The 16,896-nt window shown below is 72.6% G+C and carries 14 protein-coding genes; 7 read left to right on the forward strand and 7 right to left on the reverse strand.

Annotated elements, in window-relative coordinates; all coding sequences use genetic code 11:
* Positions 1-41 precede the first annotated feature (41 nt).
* Positions 42-1,352: a hypothetical protein gene (locus ACIQKA_RS24645; RefSeq protein WP_402542403.1), complete on the reverse strand. Its 1,311-nt coding sequence runs from the start codon at positions 1,350-1,352 to the stop codon at positions 42-44.
* A 317-nt stretch (positions 1,353-1,669) separates the two neighbouring features.
* Here ACIQKA_RS24645 and ACIQKA_RS24650 point away from each other — a divergent pair, with 317 nt between their 5' ends.
* The 6 genes from ACIQKA_RS24650 to ACIQKA_RS24675 all read left to right on the forward strand — a co-directional run bounded on the left by ACIQKA_RS24650 (position 1,670) and on the right by ACIQKA_RS24675 (position 9,905).
* Entirely contained in the window at positions 1,670-4,135 is a 2,466-nt protein-coding gene (locus ACIQKA_RS24650; RefSeq protein ID WP_402542404.1) for a SulP family inorganic anion transporter, read from the forward strand.
* A gap of 325 nt (positions 4,136-4,460) precedes the next feature.
* The gene (gene acs, locus ACIQKA_RS24655; protein ID WP_383150197.1) at positions 4,461-6,416 is read left to right on the forward strand and encodes an acetate--CoA ligase; all 1,956 of its coding nucleotides are present in this window, start codon (positions 4,461-4,463) and stop codon (positions 6,414-6,416) included.
* A 273-nt stretch (positions 6,417-6,689) separates the two neighbouring features.
* Positions 6,690-8,081 carry a Na+/H+ antiporter NhaA gene (nhaA, locus tag ACIQKA_RS24660; RefSeq protein ID WP_402542405.1) on the forward strand — a complete coding sequence of 464 codons (1,392 nt, stop codon included), beginning with the start codon at positions 6,690-6,692 and terminating at the stop codon, positions 8,079-8,081.
* A 36-nt stretch (positions 8,082-8,117) separates the two neighbouring features.
* A complete protein-coding gene (locus ACIQKA_RS24665; RefSeq protein WP_383150194.1) occupies positions 8,118-8,624 on the forward strand; it encodes a phage holin family protein in 507 nt (168 codons plus the stop codon).
* On the forward strand, positions 8,621-9,559 hold the full coding sequence (locus ACIQKA_RS24670) for an alpha/beta fold hydrolase (protein WP_402542406.1): 939 nt from the start codon (positions 8,621-8,623) through the stop codon (positions 9,557-9,559). Before ACIQKA_RS24665 ends, ACIQKA_RS24670 begins: the two co-directional genes overlap by 4 nt.
* Before the next feature lie 154 nt (positions 9,560-9,713).
* On the forward strand, positions 9,714-9,905 hold the full coding sequence (locus ACIQKA_RS24675; protein ID WP_376246666.1) for a hypothetical protein: 192 nt from the start codon (positions 9,714-9,716) through the stop codon (positions 9,903-9,905).
* Between the two features lie 63 nt (positions 9,906-9,968).
* Here ACIQKA_RS24675 and ACIQKA_RS24680 read toward each other — a convergent pair whose 3' ends face one another.
* From ACIQKA_RS24680 to nth, 3 genes are all read right to left on the reverse strand, one after another.
* On the reverse strand, positions 9,969-11,168 hold the full coding sequence (locus ACIQKA_RS24680; RefSeq protein ID WP_376246670.1) for a MarP family serine protease: 1,200 nt from the start codon (positions 11,166-11,168) through the stop codon (positions 9,969-9,971).
* Positions 11,169-11,216: 48 nt separating this feature from the next.
* Positions 11,217-11,966, reverse strand: coding sequence for an NUDIX hydrolase (locus ACIQKA_RS24685; protein ID WP_383150188.1), 750 nt, complete (start codon positions 11,964-11,966; stop codon positions 11,217-11,219).
* A gap of 79 nt (positions 11,967-12,045) precedes the next feature.
* Positions 12,046-12,987: an endonuclease III gene (gene nth / locus ACIQKA_RS24690; RefSeq protein ID WP_383150187.1), complete on the reverse strand. Its 942-nt coding sequence runs from the start codon at positions 12,985-12,987 to the stop codon at positions 12,046-12,048.
* A 231-nt stretch (positions 12,988-13,218) separates the two neighbouring features.
* Here nth and ACIQKA_RS24695 point away from each other — a divergent pair, with 231 nt between their 5' ends.
* On the forward strand, positions 13,219-13,893 hold the full coding sequence (locus ACIQKA_RS24695) for a Crp/Fnr family transcriptional regulator (RefSeq protein WP_015034542.1): 675 nt from the start codon (positions 13,219-13,221) through the stop codon (positions 13,891-13,893).
* 91 nt (positions 13,894-13,984) lie between these two features.
* On the opposite strand, the gene ACIQKA_RS24700 is transcribed toward ACIQKA_RS24695, so the two are convergent.
* The 3 genes from ACIQKA_RS24700 to ACIQKA_RS24710 form a co-directional block, all read right to left on the reverse strand.
* Positions 13,985-14,869 carry a prohibitin family protein gene (locus ACIQKA_RS24700; RefSeq protein ID WP_383150185.1) on the reverse strand — a complete coding sequence of 295 codons (885 nt, stop codon included), beginning with the start codon at positions 14,867-14,869 and terminating at the stop codon, positions 13,985-13,987.
* A 144-nt stretch (positions 14,870-15,013) separates the two neighbouring features.
* Positions 15,014-15,844 (reverse strand): MBL fold metallo-hydrolase, encoded by an 831-nt coding sequence (locus tag ACIQKA_RS24705; RefSeq protein ID WP_402542408.1) that lies wholly within the window; start codon positions 15,842-15,844, stop codon positions 15,014-15,016.
* On the reverse strand, positions 15,841-16,728 hold the full coding sequence (locus ACIQKA_RS24710; RefSeq protein ID WP_402542409.1) for an NUDIX hydrolase: 888 nt from the start codon (positions 16,726-16,728) through the stop codon (positions 15,841-15,843). Before ACIQKA_RS24710 ends, ACIQKA_RS24705 begins: the two co-directional genes overlap by 4 nt.
* Between the last annotated feature and the right edge of the window lie 168 nt (positions 16,729-16,896).

Raw genomic sequence — 16,896 nt, forward strand, 5'->3', positions numbered from 1 at the left:
CCCGCCGGATCCCCGGGCGGGCCGGACGGCCCGCCGCGGGATCAGCCCGCCGCGGGAGCGCCGGCGCCCACCGGCTTCGCGACGGCCGACTTCGCGGCGGCCGGCGAGGAGAGGAAGTTCTTCCAGCCGGCCGCGGGGGCCTCGCCGACCTTCAGGGTGCGCATCTTGGCGACGACGTCGGGGTCCTGGGCGTCGAGCCAGTCGGCGAGCTGGCGGAAGGAGACGCACTCGACGTCCTTCTGCACGCAGACGGTGGCGATGGTCTCCTCGATGGCCCGCATGTACGTGCCGCCGTTCCAGGACTCGAAGTGGTTGCCGATGATCAGCGGCGCGCGGTTGCCCCGGTAGGAGCGCTCGAAGGCCTGCACCAGGCCGTCCCGCATCTGGTTGCCCCAGTACCGGTGCTGGGCGGGGTCGCCCTGGGTGGTGCCGGGGGACTGGTTGACCAGGAAGTTGTAGTCCATGGACAGCGTCTGGAAGGCGCGGCCGGGGACGGGCACGAGCTGCAACGACAGGTCCCAGAGGCCCAGGTCCTTCTTGGGCCAGATCTGGTCGTTGACGCCGCTGGTGTCGTAGCGGAAGCCCATCTGCGCCGCCGCCTGGACGAAGTTCTTCCGGCCCTCCAGGCAGGGGGTGCGGGCGCCGACGAGTTCCTTGTCGTAGTCGAAGGGCAGCGGCTGCTCGGTGCGCAGCCCCGCGTTGGTCTTCCAGGTCTTGACGAAGGACTTGGCCTGGTTGATCTCGCTCTTCCACTCCTCGACGGACCAGGTGCCGACGCCGCCGTCGGGGCCGCAGAAGTGCCCGTTGAAGTGGGTGCCGATCTCGTTTCCGTCCTGCCAGGCCCCGCGGAGTTCGCGGACGGTGGCGCGGATGCCCTCGGTGTCGTTGAAGCCGATGTCGGAGCGGCCGGCGCTGTGCTGGGGCGGCTCGTAGAGGCTCCGCTTCTCCTCGGGCAGCAGGTACACGCCGCTGAGGAAGTACGTCATGGTGGCGTCGTACTTCTTGCCCACCTGGCGGAAGTGGGAGAACAGCTTCTGGCTGTCCTCGCCCGCGCCGTCCCACGAGAAGACCACGAACTGCGGCGGGGTCTCCCCCGGCTTGAGGCGCTGCCAGGCGGGCTGCTTCGGCTGGGCTCCGGTGAAGGCGGTCGAGCCGTCGCCGATCAGCCGGGGCACCGTCTGGGGGGCCGCGGCCGGGCCCTTCTTGGCGCCCGGGCCGCCGCCCGGCGTTCCCTTCGTGGCGTCGCCGTCGGAGCCCGAGCAGCCGGCGACGCCGGTGATCAGGGCGACGGTGAGGGCGCCCGCGGCGAGCGCTCTCCTCCGGGCAGTGGTCCTTCTTCCGGCGACTGTCATCCGCCCACCTCTCCTCGGTTCCGTGCGAGCGGCGTCAACGTCGCACCACGACCACCGGTGAGATGAAACGACAAGCGGATAAATACGCACTAATCACCGAAACAGGTGAACCAATGCACCATTTGCCCGGAAAGTGCTGCCAGGATCTTTACTCTCCATTACGATTCATTTACTGAGCGTTGATGATTTCTTCGAAGGGCCTCGCGTCGAGAGGCCCCTGGCGCACACCCCGCCGCTGTACGCCGTGCCCCACGGCCGCGAGCACCCCATTCGTCCCGCACGAGCCGCGACCGCGTCGCCCCGGAGGAGACGGGAACATGACCCTCTGCACCCCCGACCGCACGACCACCCGCCCCCGCGTCCAGCGGCCGCACAGCCCTCCGGAGGGGCCGCGCCGCTTCCGCGTCGCCGGCGTCGACGTGTCCGCGTCGATCGCCGTCTTCCTGATCGCGCTGCCGCTCTCGCTCGGCATCGCGCTCGCCACCGGAGCCCCGCTCCAGGCCGGCCTGGTCGCCGCCGCCGTCGGCGGCCTCGTCGCCGGCCGCTTCGGCGGCTCCCCGCTCCAAGTGAGCGGCCCCGCCGCCGGCCTCACCGTCGTGACCGCCGAGCTCATCCGGCTCTACGGCTGGCGCACCACCTGCGCCATCACCGTCCTCGCCGGACTCGCCCAACTCGGCCTGTCCGCCCTGCGCGTGGCCCGCTCCGCGCTCGCCGTCTCACCCGCGATCGTGCACGGCATGCTGGGCGGCATCGGCGTCACCATCGCCCTCGCCCAACTGCACATCGTGCTCGGCGGGACCCCCCAGAGCTCCGCCGTGGACAACGCCCTCGGCCTGCCCGCCCAGTTGACGCACGTCCAGCCGGCCGCGTTCGCCATCAGCGCGCTCACCGTGGCCGCCCTGCTCTGCTGGCCGCGCCTGCCGGGCCGCGCCGGGAGACTCCTGCGCAAGGCCCCGGCCGCGCTCGTCGCGGTGGCGGGCGCGACGGCGGTGGCGGCACTCGCCGGACTCGCCGTGCCCCGCGTCGACCTGCCGTCCTGGAGCAGCCACGCCCTGCCCGGACTGCCCGAGGGCCCCGTCCTCGGCATCGCCGCCGGCGTACTCACGATCACCCTCGTCACCAGCGTGCAGTCGCTGCTCTCCGCCGTCGCGGTCGACAAGCTCGTCGCCGCCCGCCCGGACCACGGCCTGGGCATCCCGCGCACCGCCCTCGACCGCGAGCTCGCCGGCCAGGGCATGGCGAACGTGGTCTCCGGCGCGCTCGGCGGCCTGCCGGTCGCCGGGGTCGCGGTCCGCAGCGTCGCCAACGTCTCCGCGGGCGCGGTGAGTCGCGCCTCCACCATGCTGCACGGCCTGTGGATCGTGCTCGCGGCCCTGCTGCTCGTGCCCGTGCTCGACCTGATCCCGCTGCCCGCGCTCGCCGCCCTCGTGATGGTGGTAGGCATCCAGATGGTCAGCATCACCCACATCCGTACGGTCACCCGTCACCGCGAGGCCGTCGTCTACGCGGTGACGCTGACCGGAGTCGTCCTCGTCGGGATCCTGGAGGGCGTGGCCCTCGGCATCGGCGTGGCCGTCGCGGTCGCACTGCACCGGCTCACCCGCACCCGGATCACCCACGAGGAGCGCGACGGGCGCCACCTGCTGCGCGTCCGGGGCCAGCTGACGTTCCTCGCGGTGCCCCGGCTGAGCCGGGCGCTGCACCAACTGCCGCAGGGCTCCGACGTGGTGGTGGAGCTGGACGGGTCCTTCATGGACCACGCGGCGTACGAGACGCTGAGCGACTGGACGGCCGGGCACCTCGCCCACGGCGGCGAGGTCGAGACGACCGGCCCCTCCGGCGCCCGGATCGCCGAGCCCTCCCCCGGCACGGCCCCGCACTCCTGCTGCCGCCCCTGGACCCCCTGGCACAACCACCAGTGCGGAGAGCCGCCGACCGAGCCGGCCGGGGCCGGCGGGACGGGTGCGGACCGGCCCGCGCCGGGGCTGAGACTGGCGAGCGGTATCGGCAAGTTCCAGCGGAACACCGCCCCGCTCGTCCGGGACGAGCTCGCCCGCCTCGCCCGGGAGGGCCAGCGCCCCTCGCAGCTCTTCCTGACCTGCGCGGACTCCCGCCTGGTCACCAGCATGATCACGTCGAGCGGTCCCGGTGACCTCTTCACCGTGCGCAACGTCGGCAACCTCGTCCCGCTCCCCGGCGAGGAGAGCGGCGACGACTCGGTGGCGGCGGCGATCGAGTACGCGGTGGAGGTGCTGCGGGTCGAGTCGATCACGGTCTGTGGCCACTCCGGCTGCGGCGCCATGCAGGCCCTGATGGGCGCGGGGCCGGACGATCCGCCGTCCCCGCTCCGCCGCTGGCTCCGGCACGGCCGGCCCAGCCTGGAGCGGATGGCGAGCAGACGCCACGCCTGGGCACGGATCGCGGGCCGCCTGCCGGCCGACGCGGTCGAGCAGCTCTGCCTGACCAACGTCGTCCAGCAGCTGGAGCACCTGCGGGCGTACGAGCCGGTGGCGCGCCGGCTCGCCGACGGCAGCCTCACGCTGCACGGGATGTACTTCCACGTGGGCGAGGCCCAGGCGTACCTGCTCGACGGCGCGGACGAGCCGCACGGCCACGACGCCTACGACGACGTCTTCACCCGGGTCATGCCGACCGCCCTGTCGGCCGCCCCGTCGGCCGCCGAACCCGGATCCGGTCCGGTGGCCGACGGCCCGGGATCCGCCCCGGAGCCCGAACCGACGTCCGAGCCCCCGTCCCGCCGGGAAACAGCGCACGCCTCCTGAGCGGACGCCCCTGAGCAGACGTCCCTGAGCAGACGTCCCCGAGCAGGCGTCCCCGAACGCGCACCCCCGGAGCGCGCGTGCCGATCGCGCGCGCTCCCTCCCGCGCCCCCACCCCGGGGCGCACGCGCCCTGAACCGTCGGGACCGTCCGTCCGTGAGACTGTGTGGCCCCTTCTCCCACCGCTCGGGAAGAAGGGGCCACCCGCATCGAGCCGCCCACAGGTCTAAACCAATTGCCCGGATGCTCTTGTCACCCGGGCATCTGACTGATGAGCTATGACGCGGGACACATACGCACAGAGGACGCCCTGGGAAAGGGAGATGTCGTGAGCAACGAAAGCCTGGCCAATCTGCTTCGCGAGGAGCGCCGCTTCGCGCCCCCCGCCGAGCTGGCGGCGGACGCCAATGTGACGGCGGAGGCGTACGAGCAGGCCAAGGCGGACCGTCTGGGCTTCTGGGCCGAGCAGGCCAAGCGGCTGACCTGGGCCACCGAGCCGACCGAGACCCTGGACTGGTCGAACCCGCCGTTCGCCAAGTGGTTCGCGGACGGCGAGCTGAACGTGGCGTACAACTGCGTCGACCGGCACGTCGAGGCCGGGCACGGCGACCGGGTCGCCATCCACTTCGAGGGCGAGCCGGGCGACAGCCGCGCGATCACCTACGCCGAGCTCAAGGACGAGGTCTCCAAGGCGGCCAACGCGCTGACCGAACTGGGCGTCCGCAAGGGCGACCGGGTCGCCGTCTACCTGCCGATGATCCCCGAGGCGGCCATCACGATGCTGGCCTGCGCCCGCGTCGGCGCCGCCCACTCGGTGGTCTTCGGCGGCTTCTCGGCCGACGCCGTGGCCTCCCGCATCCAGGACGCCGACGCCAAGCTGGTCGTGACCGCCGACGGCGGCTACCGGCGCGGCAAGCCGAGCGCCCTCAAGCCGGCCATCGACGAGGCCGTCGCCAAGTGTCCGCAGGTCGAGCACGTCCTCGTGGTCCGCCGCACGGGCCAGGACACCGCCTTCACCGAGGGCCGCGACGTGTGGTGGGACGACATCGTCGCCCGCCAGTCCGCCGAGCACACCCCGGAGGCGTTCGGAGCGGAGCACCCGCTCTTCATCCTCTACACCTCGGGCACCACAGGGAAGCCGAAGGGCATCCTGCACACCTCCGGCGGCTACCTCACCCAGGCCGCCTACACCCACAACGCCGTCTTCGACCTCAAGCCGGAGAGCGACGTCTACTGGTGCACCGCCGACATCGGCTGGGTCACCGGGCACTCGTACATCGTCTACGGCCCGCTGGCCAACGGCGCGACGCAGGTCATGTACGAGGGCACCCCGGACACCCCGCACCAGGGCCGGTTCTGGGAGATCGTGCAGAAGTACGGCGTCACGATCCTCTACACGGCGCCGACCGCGATCCGCACGTTCATGAAGTGGGGCGACGACATCCCCGCGAAGTTCGACCTGTCGAGCCTGCGGGTCCTCGGCTCGGTCGGCGAGCCGATCAACCCCGAGGCCTGGGTCTGGTACCGCGAGCACATCGGCGCCGGCAGGACCCCGATCGTGGACACCTGGTGGCAGACCGAGACCGGCGCGATGATGATCTCGCCGCTGCCGGGCGTCACCGAGACCAAGCCGGGCTCCGCCCAGCGCCCGCTGCCGGGCATCTCCGCCACCGTCGTGGACGACGAGGCCAACGAGGTGCCGAACGGCGGGGGCGGCTACCTGGTCCTCACCGAGCCCTGGCCGTCGATGCTCCGCACCATCTGGGGCGACGACCAGCGCTACATCGACACGTACTGGTCCCGCTTCGAGGGCAAGTACTTCGCGGGCGACGGCGCCAAGAAGGACGAGGACGGCGACATCTGGCTGCTCGGCCGGGTCGACGACGTCATGCTCGTCTCGGGCCACAACATCTCGACGACCGAGGTCGAGTCGGCCCTCGTCTCCCACCCGGCCGTCGCCGAGGCGGCCGTCGTCGGCGCCGCCGACGAGACGACCGGCCAGGCGATCGTCGCCTTCGTGATCCTGCGCGGCACCGCCAGCCAGGACGAGGGCCTCGTCGCCGAGCTGCGCAACCACGTCGGCGCGACCCTCGGCCCGATCGCCAAGCCGAAGCGGATCCTGCCGGTGGCGGAGCTGCCGAAGACCCGCTCGGGCAAGATCATGCGCCGTCTGCTCCGCGACGTCGCCGAGAACCGGGAGCTGGGCGACGTCACCACGCTGACCGACTCCTCGGTCATGTCGCTCATCCAGACCCAGCTGCCGGCCGCCTCCAGCGAGGACTGAACCGCAGTCGGTACGACGTGGCGCCCGCCCCGGAAGGCACCATCCGGGGCGGGCGTTCCCGCGTACCCGTACGTCCCCCGGGGCTCCCGAGGCTCCCGAGGCTCCCGAGGGGACGAAACGGGAGAAACTTCATAGGCTGCTTCTCGCCGGATGCCCCACCGCCTCCTTGGGTATGGTGTGGGTCGCGTCAGAAACGCGACAGAAAGACCCAGGTGCGCCGGGAAGTCTGGTCGGCATGTGCTTCGCCCTGCCCGCCCGACGGAGGTCTCCCGCATGTCCGCGCCCACCGACCGCAAGTTCCTCGGTCTGCTGCCCCTTCCCGAGCGCCGCTACCTCGCCGACGCCCTGCGTACCGAGACCGTCGGCGGCATGCTGCTCCTCCTCGCCGCCGTCACCGCCCTGATCTGGGCGAACACCCCGCTGAGCGACAGCTACGAGTCCGTCCGTGACGCCCACTTCGGCCCCGCCGCCCTCGGCCTCGACCTCTCCGTCGAGCACTGGGCGGCCGACGGCCTCCTCGCGGTCTTCTTCTTCGTCGCCGGCGTCGAGCTCAAGCGCGAACTCGTCGCGGGCGAGCTGCGCGACCCCCGGGCCACCGCGCTCCCCGTCGTCGCCGCGCTCTGCGGCATGGCCGCGCCCGCCCTCGTCTACACCCTGGTCAACGTCCTCGGCGACGGCTCGCTCGACGGCTGGGCCGTCCCCACCGCCACCGACATCGCCTTCGCGCTCGCCGTCCTCGCCGTGATCGGCACCTCGCTGCCGTCCGCGCTGCGCGCCTTCCTCCTCACCCTCGCCGTCGTCGACGACCTCTTCGCCATCCTGATCATCGCGGTCTTCTTCACCTCGGACCTGAACTTCGCCGCGCTCGGCGGCGCCTTCGCCGGGCTCGCCCTCTTCTGGCTGCTGCTCCGCAAGGAGGTCCGCGGCTGGTACGTGTACGTGCCGCTCGCCCTGGTGATCTGGGGCCTGATGTACAACAGCGGCGTCCACGCCACCATCGCCGGCGTCGCCATGGGCCTGATGCTGCGCTGCACCGTCCGGGAGGGCGAGGAGCACTCCCCCGGCGAGCACATCGAGCACCTGGTCCGCCCGTTCTCGGCCGGTGTCGCGGTGCCGCTGTTCGCCCTCTTCTCCGCCGGCGTCGCCGTCTCCGGCAAGTCCCTCGGGGACGTCTTCACCCAGCCGGTCACCCTCGGCGTCGTCCTCGGCCTCGTCGTCGGCAAGGCCGTCGGCATCTTCGGCGGCACCTGGCTCACCGCCCGCTTCACCCGGGCCGAGCTCAATCCCGACCTGTCCTGGCCGGACGTCTTCGCCCTCGCCACCCTCGCCGGGATCGGCTTCACCGTCTCGCTCCTCATCGGCGAACTCGCCTTCACCGACGACCCGGCCCTCACCGACCAGGTGAAGGCCGCCGTCCTGACGGGCTCGCTCGTCGCCGCGGTCCTCGCCGCCGTCCTGCTGAAGCTGCGGGTGCGGAAGTACAGCGCGCTCTACGCGAACGAGGAGCGCGACGAGGACGAGGACGGCATCCCGGACATCTACGAGGAGAACAGCCCGGAATACCACCTCCGGATGGCGGAGATCCACGAGAGGAAGGCCGCCGAACACCGACAGCGCGCCCAAGTGGCGGGGGCGTCGAGCAAGGAGGCCGACCGTCCGGCATGATCTGAGTCGGACCGTAGACGAGGAGAGGGAGCAGCGATGAGCGACCTGTACGACAAGGGCGAGCCGAGCCTCGGCCAGCTGGTCGCCTCGGCGACCGCCGAGATGTCGGCACTGGTGCACGACGAGATCGCCCTGGCCAAGGCCGAGATCCGGCAGGACGTCAAGCGCGGCGCGATCGGCAGCGCGGCGGGCGTCGCGGCCGGCGTGGTGCTGCTGTTCTCGCTGCCGATGCTGAGCTTCGCTCTCGCGTACGCCATCAACACCTGGACCGGCGGGCACAACGGCAACGGGGGCTGGAACCTCGTCTGGTGCTTCCTGCTCTCCTTCACGGCGAACGTGCTGCTCGCGGGGCTCCTCGGCCTCCTGGCGTACTCCAAGTTCAAGAAGGTCAAGCCGCCGGAGAAGTCCATCGCGTCGGCCAAGCAGACGGCCGCGATCGTCCAGAACGTCAAGCCGCACCCGCGTCCCGAGGCGCCCAAGGCACTGGTCAAGGGCTCCCTCGACCTGGACAAGGGCACCGTTGTGGCACGCTCGTCCGTATGACCCTTCCCGAGAGCAGCACCGTCGTCGGCGGACCCGTACGGCTCGACGGGCCGTGGACCCACCGGGACGTGGCCGCCAACGGCGCCCGCTTCCACATCGCCGAGATGGGCGACGGGCCGCTGGTGCTGCTCCTGCACGGCTTCCCGCAGTTCTGGTGGACCTGGCGCCACCAGCTCCCCGCGCTCGCCGAGGCCGGGTTCCGGGCCGTCGCGATGGACCTGCGCGGGGTCGGCGGCAGCGACCGCACGCCCCGGGGCTACGACCCCGCCAACCTGGCCCTCGACATCACCGGCGTCGTCCGCTCGCTCGGCGAGCCGGACGCGGCGCTCGTCGGGCACGACCTGGGCGGCTATCTGGCCTGGACGGCGGCCGTGATGCGGCCCAAGCTGGTGCGCCGGCTCGTGGTCTCCTCGATGCCGCACCCGCGCCGCTGGCGCTCGGCGATGCTCTCCGACCTCTCCCAGTCGCGGGCCGGCTCGCACGTCTGGGGCTTCCAGCGGCCGTGGCTGCCGGAGCGCCGGCTCGTCGCGGACGACGCCGCGCTCGTCGGGGAATTGATCCGGGACTGGTCGGGGCCGCGGCCGGTCGCCGACGCGGAGGCGGTCGAGGTGTACCGGCGGGCGATGCTCGTCCCCTCGACGGCGCACTGCTCGATCGAGCCGTACCGCTGGATGGTGCGGTCGCTCGCCCGCCCGGACGGCATCCAGTTCAACCGGCGCATGAAGCGGCCGGTGCGGGTGCCGACGCTCCATCTGCACGGCTCCCTGGACCCGGTGATGCGGACCCGCAGCGCGGCCGGTTCGGGCGAGTACGTGGAGGCGCCGTACCGCTGGCGGCTCTTCGACGGCCTCGGGCACTTCCCCCACGAGGAGGACCCGACGGCCTTCACCGCGGAGCTCGTCAACTGGCTGAAGGACCCCGAACCGGACCGCTGACGGGCCGTCGCGCGCCCCGGCGGGACCGCTGACGCGCCGTCGGGCTCCTGTTCGGCGAACGGAGTTGCCCCGGACGGCCATGTGCCTCGCGCATACTCCGATTGGCGGGCTCCGGGGAGATTACCGACCTTGGGGCACGGGCAGACGTCCGGGTATGGGCTGGACGCACGACTACGGTGACACGACGGCACGCGACCGCGGCTCGGCCGCCGGACCGGGACCCCTCGAAAGGGGTGGACCTCCGGAGCCGGGCCGTACGCACGCCGTGCAGGGGGTGGGGATCTCTCGCATCCTGCGCCGCCGGGCCCGCTGGGTCTCGGCCCGGCTCAGGCATCCCCGCGGCTGACCTTCCGGAAGAGGACCCTCCGGGAAGGACGTCCGGGGGAAGTACGGGGAGCGCGCGGGAACGTCAGAGGGCGCAGCCCTGGGTGTCGACCTGCTGGTTGGCCGCCAGGCCGCGCTCGACGTCCCCGCGGACCTCGTCGGCCGTCAGGGCGTAGCCCGTGTTCGCGTCGTCGCGGGAGCGGGCGAAGATCACGCCGTACACCTCGCCGTCCTCGGTGAGGAGCGGGCCGCCGGAGTTTCCCTGACGGACCGTCGCGTAGAGCGAGTACACGTCCCTGTTGACCTGGCCGCGGCTGTAGATGTCGGGGCCGTCGGCGCTGATGCGGCCCCGGACGCGCGCCGAGCGCACGTCGTACGCGCCGTTCTCCGGGAAGCCGGCGACGATCGCGCCGTCGCCGCTGCGGGCGTCCTCGTCGGCGAAGACGAGCGGGGTGGCCTTGAGGTCCGGCACGTCCAGGACGGCGATGTCGCGCTGCCAGTCGTAGAGGACGACCTTGGCGTCGTAGAGCCTGCCTTCGCCGCCTATCTGGACGGTCGGCTCGTCGACGCCGCCGACGACGTGGGCGTTGGTCATGATGCGGCGCTCGGCGAAGACGAAGCCGGTGCCTTCGAGGACCTTGCCGCAGCTCTGCGCGGTGCCGACGACCTTCACGATGGAGCGCTGGGCGCGGGCGGCGACCGGGCTGTCGGCGAGCGCCGGGTCGGGGGGCGTGACCGGGGTGATGGGCTCGTTGACGAAGGGGCTGAAGACCGGCGGGAAGCCGCTGCGGGCCAGGGTGGAGCGGAAGTCGGCGAACCAGCCGGACGCCTGTTCCGGCATCACCCGCTCCAGGCCGAGCAGGACCCTGGAGCTCCGCACCTCCTTGCCCAGGGTGGGCATCGAGGTGTTGGCGATGAGCGAGCCGATCAGCCAGGCCACGAGCAGCATCGCGACGACGTTGACCAGGGCGCCGCCCGTGGCGTCGAGGGCGCGCGCGGGCGACCAGGTGATGTGCCGGCGCAGCTTGTTGCCGAGGTGGGTGGTGAAGGCCTGGCCGACGGAGGCGCAGACGATGACCACCATCACGAAGACGACCGTCGCCGTGGTCGAGACCTCGCTGTTGTCGGTGAGTTCGTTCCAGAGGACCGGAAGCAGCAGGACGGCGACGAGACCGCCGCCGAGGAAGCCGATCACCGAGAGGATGCCGACCACGAACCCCTGGCGGTAACCGATGATCGCGAACCACACGGCGGCGAGCAGCAACAAGATGTCCAGCACGTTCACCGTCAATAGCCTCGCAGATTCGTTTCCGGTCGCCCCGGGGTCAGCCTGTCATGAGCGCCAGTCGAGCGGGACCTGTCTGGACCTGTCCCAGGGCAGCTCCCAGCCGGCGAAGTGGAGGATCCGGTCGATCACCCCGGCCGTGAAACCCCAGACCAGGGCGGATTCCACCAGGAACGCCGGACCTTTGTGGCCACTGGGGTGGACGCTGGTCGCGCGGTTCTCCGGGTCCGTGAGATCCGCCACGGGGACGGTGAAGACGCGGGCGGTCTCTCCGGGGTCGACGGCGTCGACCGGGCTCGGGGCGCGCCACCAGCCGAGGACCGGGGTGACGACGAAGCGGCTGACCGGGATGTAGAGCCGGGGCAGCACGCCGAAGAGCTGGACGCCGGCGGGGTCGAGCCCGGTCTCCTCCCGGGCCTCGCGCAGGGCGGCGCGCAGCAGTCCGCCGTCCTCGGGGTCGCCGTCCTCGGGGTCGAGGGCGCCGCCGGGGAAGGAGGGCTGTCCGGCGTGCGAGCGGAGGGTGCCGGCGCGCTCCATGAGGAGCAGCTCGGGGCCCCGCTCGCCCTCGCCGAAGAGGACGAGGACGGCGGACTGGCGCCCGTCGCCGCTCGCGGGCGGCAGGAAACGGCTCAGCTGCTCGGGCCGGACGGTGAGGGCGGCCCGGTCGACGGGGGCGAGCCAGGCGGGCAGGCCGTCGCGGCTGACGAGGCCGCCGGTGCCGAAGCCGCCGGCCCCGTACCCGCGTGGCTCGGGCCCGTGGGCTCCGTGCCCCTGGGTCTCTTCTTCCGTGCGCGTCATAGGCACCCCCGTTGGTTCACAACGCGATGGATGGACGGGATCGTTCCCGGGGCCCGCGCCCCGGCGGGGGGCGTCGGGCTCAGCCGCCCGCGCCCAGGGGCGCCGCCGGGCGGCCCGGGTAGTCGGGCGGCGGGTTGAGCCGCTGGCCGGGGAAGCCGCCCTTCTCGTACTTGAGCAGCTTCGCCGCCTTCTCGGGATCGGTCTCGCCCTCCCCGTACGACGGGCAGAGGTGGGTGATCGGGCAGGCGCCGCACGCGGGCTTGCGGGCGTGGCAGATGCGGCGGCCGTGGAAGATCACCCGGTGCGAGAGCATGGTCCACTCGCTCTTCGGGAAGATCGTGGCGACCTCGGCCTCGATCTTCACCGGGTCGTCGGACTCGGTCCACCTCCAGCGCCGGGCGAGGCGCATGAAGTGGGTGTCGACGGTGATGCCGGGGACCCCGAAGGCGTTGCCGAGGACGACGAAGGCGGTCTTGCGGCCGACGCCGGGGAGCTTGACCAGGTCCTCCAGGCGGCCGGGGACCTCGCCCCCGAAGTCGTCCCGGAGGGCGGCGGAGAGGCCCATGATCGACTTCGTCTTGGCGCGGAAGAAGCCGGTCGGCCGGATCAGCTCCTCGACCTCCTCGGGCACGGCGGCGGCGAGGTCCTCGGGCGTGGGGTACTTCGCGAAGAGGGCGGGGGTGGTCTGGTTGACCCGCAGGTCGGTGGTCTGGGCCGAGAGGACCGTGGCGACGAGCAGTTCGAAGGGGTTGCGGAAGTCGAGCTCCGGGTGGGCGTACGGATAGACCTCGGCCAGCTCGCGGTTGATCCGCCGCGCCCGGCGCACCATCGCGAGCCGCGACTCGGGCTTGGCGGCGCGGGGCTTCTCCGGCGCGGCCGCGCGGCGCGTCCCCTGCTGGGCGGCGCGGGCCGGACGGGCTCCGGCGGCGCGTCCCGGCTCGGGCGAAGACTTCCGATTTGTCGCCTTCACCCGTTTCGACGCACCCTGTTCGCCCACGGCGGAATTACTTTCGGCCGACACTCTTACAGCCCCCTTGGCCTGCGCTCTCACCGGCGAGTTGGACACGCGGCCAGCCTAGGGGCCGCCACCGACATCTGCCCCGGGCACGGCCGATCAGCCCCCGATCGGGCCCCTGACGTACGGAAGTGCGGCACGGTGCGTCAAACTTGTTGTGATTGATCGCACTGTTTTGTACGTCCGGCATCATGGGATCCGGATCCCGTGAGCAGGTCGACAGTATGGAGAGAACTCGTGGACGACGTTCTGCGGCGCGCCCCGCTCTTCGCGGCGCTCGATGACGAGCAGGCTGCCGAGCTGCGCGCCTCGATGAGTGAGGCGACGCTCGCCCGTGGCGACGCGCTCTTCCACGAGGGCGACCCCGGCGACCGCCTGTACGTGGTCACCGAGGGCAAGGTGAAGCTGCACCGCACCTCCCCCGACGGCCGCGAGAACATGCTGGCCGTCCTCGGCCCCGGCGAGCTCATCGGCGAGCTGTCCCTCTTCGACCCGGGCCCGCGCACCGCCACCGCGACGGCGCTGACCGAGGTCAAGCTGCTCGGCCTGGGCCACGGCGACCTCCAGCCCTGGCTGAACGCCCGCCCCGAGGTGGCCACCGCGCTGCTGCGCGCGGTCGCCCGCCGCCTGCGCAAGACCAACGACCAGATGTCCGACCTGGTCTTCTCCGACGTGCCGGGCCGTGTCGCCCGCGCGCTCCTCGACCTGTCGCGCCGCTTCGGCGTCCAGTCGGAGGAGGGCATCCACGTCGTCCACGACCTCACCCAGGAGGAGCTGGCCCAGCTCGTCGGCGCCTCCCGCGAGACGGTCAACAAGGCGCTCGCGGACTTCGCCCAGCGCGGCTGGCTGCGCCTGGAGGCCCGCGCCGTGATTCTCCTCGACGTGGAGCGCCTCGCGAAGCGCTCGCGGTAAGCGCGGGAGGTACGCACGCGCGTACACGCGGAGAAGGCCGCCCCCGGCTCCCGGGGGCGGCCTTCCGCGTACGTACGCGCGTGCTACCGGATCAGCGCTTCGTGCCGTCCACGATCACCGGGGCGGACCCGCCGTTGGCGCAGGGCACGGTGTAGACCGGGTTCGCCGCCGCCGCCTCCTTGAAGGCGTCGATGCACTGGTTCATCAGGACCTTGTCCGTCAGCGAGTCGTTGAGGATCTTGTTGGCGCGGGCGATGCCCTCCGCCTCGATCCGGCGCCGGTCGGACTCGGCCTTGGCGGTGCGGGCGGCCTCCAGGGCGCGCTCGGTCGCCTGCTGCTGCTGGATCTTGCGGTCGATCTGGTCCTGCAGCGCCTTGGACGGCTTCACGTTGCGCAGGTTGACGGTGGTCACGTCGATGCCGCGCGGGGCCAGGCGCTCCTTGACCAGCGTGGCGATCTCCGCGTTGATCTTCTCGCGGGCGGAGCTGTAGCCCTCCTCGCTGGTGTGGCGGGCGAAGACGTTGCGGACGATCTCCCGGCTGTCCGGGAAGACCAGCCGCTGCTGGATGGCGGACTCGCTGCCGGCGAGCCGGTACAGCTCCACGGCCTTGGACGGCGCGACCGCCCACTTCACGGTCACCTCGGCCTCCATCACACCGCCCTGCGAGGAACGGACCTCGACCACGTCCTGGTCGGACAGGTTCAGGTCCACCGGGCGGGTGGAGAAGGAGGTGACCGTGGTGAACGGCGAGATGACGTTCACGCCGGGCGTCATGGGCGAACCCACCTTGCCGAAGGTCACCGGCACGCCCACCTCGTACGCGCCGACCACGTGGACGACGCTGGTGACGCCCGCGAGGAGGGCGGCGATCAGCGCGCCCAGCGCGCCGAGGCGGAGGCCGGTGCGGTCCAGGGAGCGCCCCACGAAGTAGAGCACCACCGCCGCTATGAGCAGAAGAATGGCCAGGACGAACACGAGAAATCCCCCCGGTGGAACGATGGCCGAGAACAACGGACGTAAAGGGACCGTAAAGCATGGCGTGCCCGCCGGGCCATGCCGCCTCCCGGCAACCGCGCCCCGGCCTCCGCTGCCGGGCCCGGACCCGTTCCGGGGCGCCGGTCAGATCAGTCCGCGCCCCCGCAGGTACTCCAGCTGCGCCCGCACCGACAGCTCGGCCGCCGGCCACAGGGAGCGGTCCACGTCCGCGTACACGTGGGCGACGACCTCCGCCGCCGTGCGGAGGCCGTTCTCGGCCGCCGTCTCGACCTGGGCGAGCCGGCTCGCCCGGTGCGCGAGGTAGAACTCCACGGCGCCCTGTGCGTCCTCCAGGACCGGCCCGTGGCCCGGCAGGACGGTGCGCACCCCGTCGTCGACGGTCAGCGAGCGCAGCCGCCGCAGCGAGTCCAGGTAGTCCCCGAGGCGCCCGTCCGGGTGCGCGACCATCGTCGTCCCGCGCCCCAGGATCGTGTCGCCGGTCAGGACCGCCCGGTCGGCGGGCAGGTGGAAGGAGAGCGAGTCCGAGGTGTGGCCGGGCGTCGGGACGACACGCAGCTCCAGGCCGCCGACCGTCACCACGTCCCCCTCGCCGAGCCCCTCGTCGCCGAGCCGGAGCGCCGGGTCGAGGGCCCGCACGGGCGTCCGGGTCAGCTCGGCGAAGCGCCCCGCGCCCTCCGCGTGGTCCGGGTGGCCGTGGGTGAGCAGGGTGAGCGCGACGCGCTTGCCGAGCTTCCCGGCGGTGTCGATCACGTTCCGCAGGTGGTCCTCGTCGAGCGGGCCGGGGTCGACGACGACCGCCAGGTCCGAGCCGGGCTCGGAGAGCAGCCAGGTGTTGGTGCCGTCGAGGGTCATCGCAGACGGGTTGGGCGCCAGGACGTTCACGGCGCGGTCGGTCGCGGGCCCGGTGACCACGAGCCCGCGCGGCTGCCCGGGCAGGGCGGCGGCGTCGCTCATCGCGCACCGCCGGAGGGGATGATCTTGGTGAACTCCTCGTGGCCCGGCCAGCTCAGGACCAGCTCCTCGCCCTCCAGGCGGGCCCGGGCGAGCACGGGGGCCAGGTCCTGCGCCTCCGCCGCCGCGAGGGCCTCGGCGGCCGTCCCGTACGGCTCCAGGGTGCGCAGGGTGGAGATCGTCGGCGGCATCATCAGGAGCTCGCCCCGGTCGTAGCCGGCGGCGGCCTCCGCCGGACGGATCCAGACCGTGCGGTCGGCCTCGGTGGAGGCGTTCCGGGTGCGCTGCCCGGCCGGGAGGGCGGCCACGAAGAACCAGGTGTCGTACCGGCGCCGCTCGAACTCCGGCGTGATCCAGCGGGCCCAGGCGCCGAGCAGGTCGGAGCGCAGGACGAGACCGCGCCGGTCGAGGAAGTCCGCGAAGGACAGCTCGCGGGCGACGAGCGCCTCCCGGTCCCGCTCCCACTCCTCGCCCGTGGTGTCCCCGACGACCCCGTCCTCGGTCTCCCCGGCGAGCAGCACGCCCGCCTCCTCGTACGTCTCGCGCACGGCGGCGCAGACCACGGCCTGGGCCTGCGCGGGGTCGTCGAGGCCGAGCCGGGCCGCCCAGGTCTCCCGGGAGGGGCCCGCCCAGCGCACCGGGTGCTCGTCGCGCGGGTCGACGCCGCCGCCGGGATAGGCGTACGCGCCGCCCGCGAAGGCCATCGAGGTGCGGCGGCGCAGCATGTGGACGTCGGGCCCGGCGGCACCGTCGCGGAGGAGCAGGACGGTGGCGGCGCGCCGGGGCGCCACCGGGGTCAGCTCACCGGCGGCGAGGGCGCGGATGCGGTCGGGCCACTCCGGCGGGTACCACTGACCGTTCGACTGCTTCGACTGACCATTCGACATGGCCGGATGCTATGCGCAAGCGCAGGAATGCACGAGGGCGAGCCGGTGCGCGGGGCCCGCGACGCGCGAAGGCCGGCCGCCCCGGTGGGGCCGGCCGGCCTTCCTGCGCGTACTGCGGCCTGCACGCGCGCGTACCGCAGCCTGCCCACGCGCGCGTGCCTCTGCTCC

The sequence above is a fragment of the Streptomyces sp. NPDC092045 genome (assembly GCF_044756005.1).
GTDB lineage: Bacteria > Actinomycetota > Actinomycetes > Streptomycetales > Streptomycetaceae > Streptomyces.